At 57.0% G+C, this 6,041-nt stretch carries 6 protein-coding genes and 1 other RNA gene; 1 reads left to right on the top strand and 6 read right to left on the bottom strand.

Annotated elements, in window-relative coordinates; translation table 11 throughout:
* On the top strand, positions 1 to 360 hold a 360-nt coding region (locus F4V54_RS11655), incomplete at its 5' end, for a hypothetical protein (protein ID WP_211359478.1).
* Positions 361 to 435: 75 nt separating this feature from the next.
* Here the strand turns inward: F4V54_RS11655 and F4V54_RS09915 are convergent.
* The 6 genes from F4V54_RS09915 to ssrA all read right to left on the bottom strand — a co-directional run bounded on the left by F4V54_RS09915 (position 436) and on the right by ssrA (position 5,839).
* Complete coding sequence (locus F4V54_RS09915; protein ID WP_150387027.1) at positions 436 to 1,191, bottom strand: iron ABC transporter ATP-binding protein; 756 nt, start codon at positions 1,189 to 1,191, stop codon at positions 436 to 438.
* Positions 1,188 to 2,204, bottom strand: coding sequence for an iron chelate uptake ABC transporter family permease subunit (locus tag F4V54_RS09910; RefSeq protein ID WP_150387026.1), 1,017 nt, complete (start codon positions 2,202 to 2,204; stop codon positions 1,188 to 1,190). The genes F4V54_RS09915 and F4V54_RS09910 overlap by 4 nt, the downstream gene beginning before the upstream one ends.
* The gene (locus F4V54_RS09905) at positions 2,201 to 3,172 is read right to left on the bottom strand and encodes an ABC transporter permease (RefSeq protein WP_034665403.1); all 972 of its coding nucleotides are present in this window, start codon (positions 3,170 to 3,172) and stop codon (positions 2,201 to 2,203) included. Before F4V54_RS09905 ends, F4V54_RS09910 begins: the two co-directional genes overlap by 4 nt.
* Entirely contained in the window at positions 3,172 to 4,185 is a 1,014-nt protein-coding gene (locus tag F4V54_RS09900; RefSeq protein ID WP_150387025.1) for a siderophore ABC transporter substrate-binding protein, read from the bottom strand. Before F4V54_RS09900 ends, F4V54_RS09905 begins: the two co-directional genes overlap by 1 nt.
* Positions 4,186 to 4,272: 87 nt before the next feature.
* Positions 4,273 to 5,016 carry an ABC transporter substrate-binding protein gene (locus F4V54_RS09895; protein WP_170253147.1) on the bottom strand — a complete coding sequence of 248 codons (744 nt, stop codon included), beginning with the start codon at positions 5,014 to 5,016 and terminating at the stop codon, positions 4,273 to 4,275.
* A 439-nt stretch (positions 5,017 to 5,455) separates the two neighbouring features.
* Positions 5,456 to 5,839, bottom strand: a transfer-messenger RNA (tmRNA) gene (gene ssrA / locus F4V54_RS09890).
* Between the last annotated feature and the right edge of the window lie 202 nt (positions 5,840 to 6,041).

The following is a 6,041-nucleotide window of genomic DNA, read 5'->3' as shown; positions in this document are numbered from 1 at the left end:
ACGTTGCCGCCCCATTCGACGAGGAAAAAAGACAACAACAAAAAACATCCAATCAGTCATGCGACCAACCAGACGACACCATCCCATCAATGGTTCAGACAGCATCGACCAGCACACACCCCAAAAAAAGAGGTGAACAGTCACAAACCAACCAAACAAAAATCATTGGCACACTATCGAGTTCTCACACAACACACGCACACCCTCCGCGAAACCGTATCGGCTCCGTTTGAAGCGGCTTGCTCGACATTACTGGAGATCAACACGCTGTGTCAACTCGCTTGCAATATCGTTTTCTTCTCGCTCTTACGTCCCGTTCACCTTGCGGTAACCGTTCGTAAGGACGGATTCATACAATAGCTTCATTTGATTTAAGAATGCAAACCCACCCTCAAACAGGTCTCCTTGCAGGCGCAACATCAGAACATGGCCAACCTAGAAGTAGGCCGCAATAGGCCCACGCGACGTAGTAATCACGTCGATATCGGTACCGAAGATCTCGGTCAGGACATCCGCGCGAACTACCTGCTCAGGGGTGCCAAACTCAACGATCTTGCCGTCCTTCACAGCACAGATGTAGTCGGCGTAGCGCGCAGCAAAGTTAATGTCATGCAACACAACGATGACGGTGCGACCCATTTTCTCGGCCGCATCGTGCAGGTGGCGCATCATGTCGACGGAGTGGGAGATGTCCAGGTTGTTCAGGGGTTCGTCGAGGAGCACATAGTCGGTCTCCTGCGCGAGAACCATCGCGACGTACGCGCGCTGACGCTGACCACCAGAAAGTTGGTCGAGGTAGCGGCCCTCAAGTCCGGTAAGGCCAAGGAAGTCGATGTAACGGGAGATGATTTCCTCATCCTCTTCGGTCAAGCGCCCTTTGCTGTAGGGGTAACGCCCGAAACCAACCAATTGGCGCACTGTCAGTTTGGTAACAAAGTTGTTCTCCTGGCGCAGAATGGACAGCTCCTTGGCCAGGTCCTTGCCTTTCATGGAGGAAATATCGCGGCCGCCGATGCTGACAGAACCAGAGTCTTGGGCAAGCAGGCGTCCGATGATGGTCAGCAAAGTGGACTTGCCGGCACCATTGGGGCCAATGAGAGCGGTCATGCCACCGGCGGGGATCTCCAGATCAATAGGACCAATGGAGACTTCTTCGCCGTACTCCTTCGCGATAGATGACAGCTTGATCACAGCGTCCCCTTTCTCAGAATGACGGCAAGGAAGACAAGACCACCCACCAACTCGATGATGATGGACACGATGCCTTGAGCGTAGAAAATGTGGTTCATCACGAAATATGACCCGGTGAGCACAACGAATCCGATCAACGTGGCCATCGGGAATATATACCGGTGATCGTAGGTGTCGGCGAACTGGTAGGCCAAAGTGGCTACCAGGAAGCCGAGGAAGGTCATGGGCCCAACAAGTGCCGTGGAGACAGCCATGAGCACGCTCACCAGCACGAGCACGTAAATTGCGTGCGCGCGGTGGTTGACACCCAGGTTCACGGCCGGTTCACGGCCGAGCGCAAGAACATTGAGCGTGCGCGAATGCACGTAAAGCAACAGCGCAGCGCCAAGCGCGAGCGGAATGGCCACAGGGAAATACTGCGGGTCAGCGTTGTTCACGGAGCCGAAAAGGCGCGCTGTGAGCACGTCGAATTCACTCGGAGCGAGCATGCGCTGCATGAACGTCGAAAGGCTAGCTAGTCCCCCGCCGATCACCACGCCGATAAGCAGCATCGCGTGCATGTTGTTCTCGCCAGTCAGCAGCCATGAATACAGCAGCAGTGTAAAGCCCACCATGACAACAAGCTGGAGGATGAACATGTCCAGCGTGCGCGCATTAATCAACCCGGCCGCGCCAAAGAAGTACACGGTCGAGGTATGAATCGCCACGTATAGCGCCTCAAATCCCATGATGGAGGGTGTGATGATGCGGTTACCGGTCACCGTGTGAAATGCCACCGTAGCCATGCCCTGACACAGCGCAACGATGGCCATGACTAGCACGGAGTTTGCTCGCCTTTCAGCAATCAGCCAGTAGCCACGTGTGCCAAATTCCATCGGATTCTGGTATGCCAGCAGGCCCCACGCACTCGCCGCAGCAATCACAGCGAGCACCGCAAGGATCATCCAATAGCGCTTTTTGCTTGTCGACGTCTGGAACGCCCCCACATTCCTTCCACTGTCCGTCTCGATCATGCGCGTACTTTCTTAGCAATCAGGGCCACGAAGACAAAGGCACCCACGATGCCAAGGATCACCGACACTGGCATTTCAAACGGGGCGATAATGGTGCGACCGATGATGTCGCAGATGGTCACCACGGCCACGCCAACGAGGCACACCCATGGAAGGTTTGAGCGTAGGTCATCCCCGCGCACCATGGAGACGAGGTTGGGCACGATGAGCCCCAGGAAGGGCAGCATGCCCACGACCACGGTGACCACACCGGAGGCGATGGCAACAAGACCGACACCGAGCAGCACGATGCGCTCATAGTTAAGGCCAACGTTCACGGCAATGTCTTTACCCAGGCCGGCGATAGTGAGCCGGTCCGCAAAGATGAACACCGCCACCACCACGATGCCCACGGTCCACAGCACTTCATACTGCCCACGGATGATCGAGGTGTACGAGCCCGCAAACCAAATGCCGAGCGACTGGAGCATATCCGTCTTCATGGCAAAGAACGTAGAAATGGAACTAATCACAGCACCCAGCATGATGCCGATGATGGGCACCACCAGGGAAGACTTCAGAGTCACCTTCCTCAAGAAGAGGAAGAAGACCATTGTTCCTATGAAGGCAAAGATCACTGCCACGATCATGCGCACGGTTAGCGATGAATTAGGAATGAAGTACAGCGCCACCAGCAGGCCAAGGCCCGCCCATTCAGTCGTGCCGGTGGTGGTGGGTTCCACGAATTTGTTCTGGGTGAGCAGCTGCATCACCATGCCACTCATGGCCATGGCCATGCCGGACAAGACCAGCGCGATGGTGCGTGGCACGCGCGTGATCCAGAACATTTCAGTTCCTTCTTCGCTGCCCAGGATGTCGTACTGCCCCACCATCAAGGACACTGCGAGCAATGCTCCGACAACGGCGATACCCGCCAGCAGCTTCGTATCAAGAAGCCGCGGGCGGGTCGTCGATAAGCGATGCGGCACTAAGCGGCAGCCTCCCACTGATCTGCGAGAGCATTCAGAATCTCGGTGTACGTAATGATCGACTCATTAGTGTACGTGTCCGACGGAGCGATGTAGATGTGGCCCTCCTTGATGGCGGTCACGTTCTTCAGCGCCTCACTGTCATCCAGAACCTGCTTCGCCGGCGCGGAATCCTCGGTGCGGATCGCGGCATCACGGTCAAGGACGAGCATCCAGTCCGGATTAGCCTCAGCGATAGCCTCCACCGAAATGTCATCACCCTTGTGGTCATCGCTGGCATTTGCAACCTCCAGCGCCGGAGTCAGACCAAGAATGTCAAACAGCGGGCCCCACGTACGGCCAACCTTCGGTGCAACGTAGCCGATCTCACCACCGGAGACGTTTACCGCCATGACCTTCCAGTCCTTGTTGTATGCCTCGCGGGCGCGCTCAAGAGCCTTGCTGAAGTCATCGGCCATCTTCTTGGCATCTTCCTCCTTGTCAAAGATCTTGCCCAGCGCGTTGACCTGACGGAGGAACTCCTCATCCAGTGGCTGATCCTTGCGCGGCTCCAAGTCCACGAGAACTGCATCCGGAACGAGCTTCTCAATCTCCTCGTTGTACTTGGTGAAGCGCTGGCCAGAAACGATCACCTGCGGGTCAGCCGCGACGATGGCCTCCAGGTTCGGCTCGCGGTGGTTGCCGATGTCCACGATGTCCTCATCATCCGCAATTCCCGGAATGGTCTCCGGCACGAGTGCACGAGCAGCCGCAACCGGCTTCACGCCCCACTCATCCAGGATCTCGAAGCTGCGGTTATCCAGCGCGACGACGGACGTCGGGTTTACCGGAACCTCCTTGGTGCCCTCATTGTCCTCAATAGTGACCGTCTTGGCTTCAGCTGCAGCCGTGGTCTCCTGCGCTGTGTTGTTGTCGGTCTGTGCACAGCCAACGAGGGTGAGCGAAGCAGCGGCGAAAAGGGCAACAGCAGCGCGCTCCGGACGGCGGCCTGCGAGCCAGGATTTACGGGACATGATACTCCTTGTCCATCAAAAGTTTGGTAAACGTTGCCTAACCTACCATATGTCCCAGGAGAGTCAATACCCTCTCACAAATAAGGCCTAGTAGATGGCTGACCAGTGGTTGGCCAACTCATTGAACATCTCCGTGTACGAGGTGAGTGTCCCCCCATCAGGCATAGAATAAGGAGCCACGTAAATATTGCCCTTCTTCACCGCCGGAACATTTTTCATCGTGGGATCCTTGTCCAACTGCCTGATTGCTGACTGATACTCCCCCACCTGCTCCAGCGGTGACGGCTCACTCACCAAAATCACATCCGGCTTGTCTTGCATTGTCACCGGCGTGAGCCCCACCATCTCCATCACGGGACCGAAGATCTTGCCCCCATCCTTGCCCTGCGGCACCAGCTTGCCATCATCAACCTGAATCACTGCTGCTGTCCAGTTCTTCTTAGCAGCTCTTCGTGCACGTTTCAGAGCCGCGCCGAAATCATCTTCCAGCTGATCAGCTAGTTCCTCACGGTCGAATATCTTGCCCAGCACCTGCGCTTGGCGTACCAATTCCTCATCCAGTGGCTTCTCCGGCCGCGGGGCAAGGTCAACCACCGCGACCCCACTAGAAATGTCTGCGATTCTCGCCGGCCGGTACTGGCTATGTGCCCCCATGACAACTAAATCCGGCTCCAAGCGCGCAACTTCTTCCGGGGTCGTACAGAAATCAGACTGAACCCCCAGGTCATCCAACAACGTCGATATTCCGAGGTCAAAGGCCGCAATCTTCCGAGGCCTTAACGGCACAGTCTTCGTACCCGAGTTATCGGTAACTTCTACCGTACCCCCCATCCAGTTCGGCCTTACCTTGGCTATGGCCGCTGCCGACGCCGCCGCCTGCCTTGCTTCACTGCACGCGGCCATCGCCGGAAAACTCACCACACACAGTCCGCAGCAGACCAATCTCTTCAGCCAGTTCATGCGCACCGGGATCCCCCTCTTTCACCTAGCCCAAGCGCACGAATTCGCGCGGTCACCTTAATGTTTTAGCACATGCACAACCGCTGCCCTCTACCCCACGGCGCGGGTTCCCCGCTTCCCTCGGGAAGCTAATACAAGACCGAGGAGAACTCCTTCCGAGTGGGACGGGCTAGTCACGCTAAATCCCGCTATCTGGATCCAGCTAATCGTCACTTTTGGGCTTATAAGCTGGATCTAAAAAGCGGGTTCTGCGATTGCAGCTAGGCCAGACATGGAAAACCCCCGGTCACGAAACCGGGGGAAATCCGAATAGTGGAGATGCCGGGAATTGAACCCGGGTCCTTCGCCACTGCACCAGGGCTTCTCCGTGCGCAGTTCGCACAGGATCTCTGCTTGGCCCTCCGGATCAGGCGAACATGTCCGGATGATGGGCCCAGTCAGTGAAAGTTGTCCCCTCCAAGCACCTCACTGACACGGTGAGAGGGCAAGCTCCCTAGTCGATGCCAGGGTCCGGGTCGGGAGCAAGCCCGGCCTGACAGACACGCGGTCGCTACTTAGGCAGCGAGGGCGTAGTCACGCTGAGAGTTCTTCTCTGCGTTTATGAAGTGCTGCGACGCTTAAAGTCGGTGGTCTCCAGCCTGCACCGGCACGCTTCCCCTGGATTGGTCAGCGAAGTCGAAACCAAGTCATCCCCTTGATTTTGACGTCCTGCGCGGTGAGAAACCGTGCAGGAAGTTCAAGATTACTACGCCAAGCCGGATGGGGCAACGCGCAAAAATTCGACGGTTGCGCCAGGGCCAGCATCGACGGCGAGGCGGACGGCGCGCGCGACGTTCGTGGCGTCCATCTTCGGGCGGTCGCCGGACTGCGGGCCAGCCAGCATGTCAGTGTCTGTG

The organism is Corynebacterium tuscaniense, assembly GCF_008693065.1.
In the GTDB taxonomy this organism is placed as follows: domain Bacteria; phylum Actinomycetota; class Actinomycetes; order Mycobacteriales; family Mycobacteriaceae; genus Corynebacterium; species Corynebacterium tuscaniense.
The sequence above is the reverse complement of the archived record's forward strand: the minus strand, read 5'-3'. Positions and strand labels throughout refer to the sequence as shown.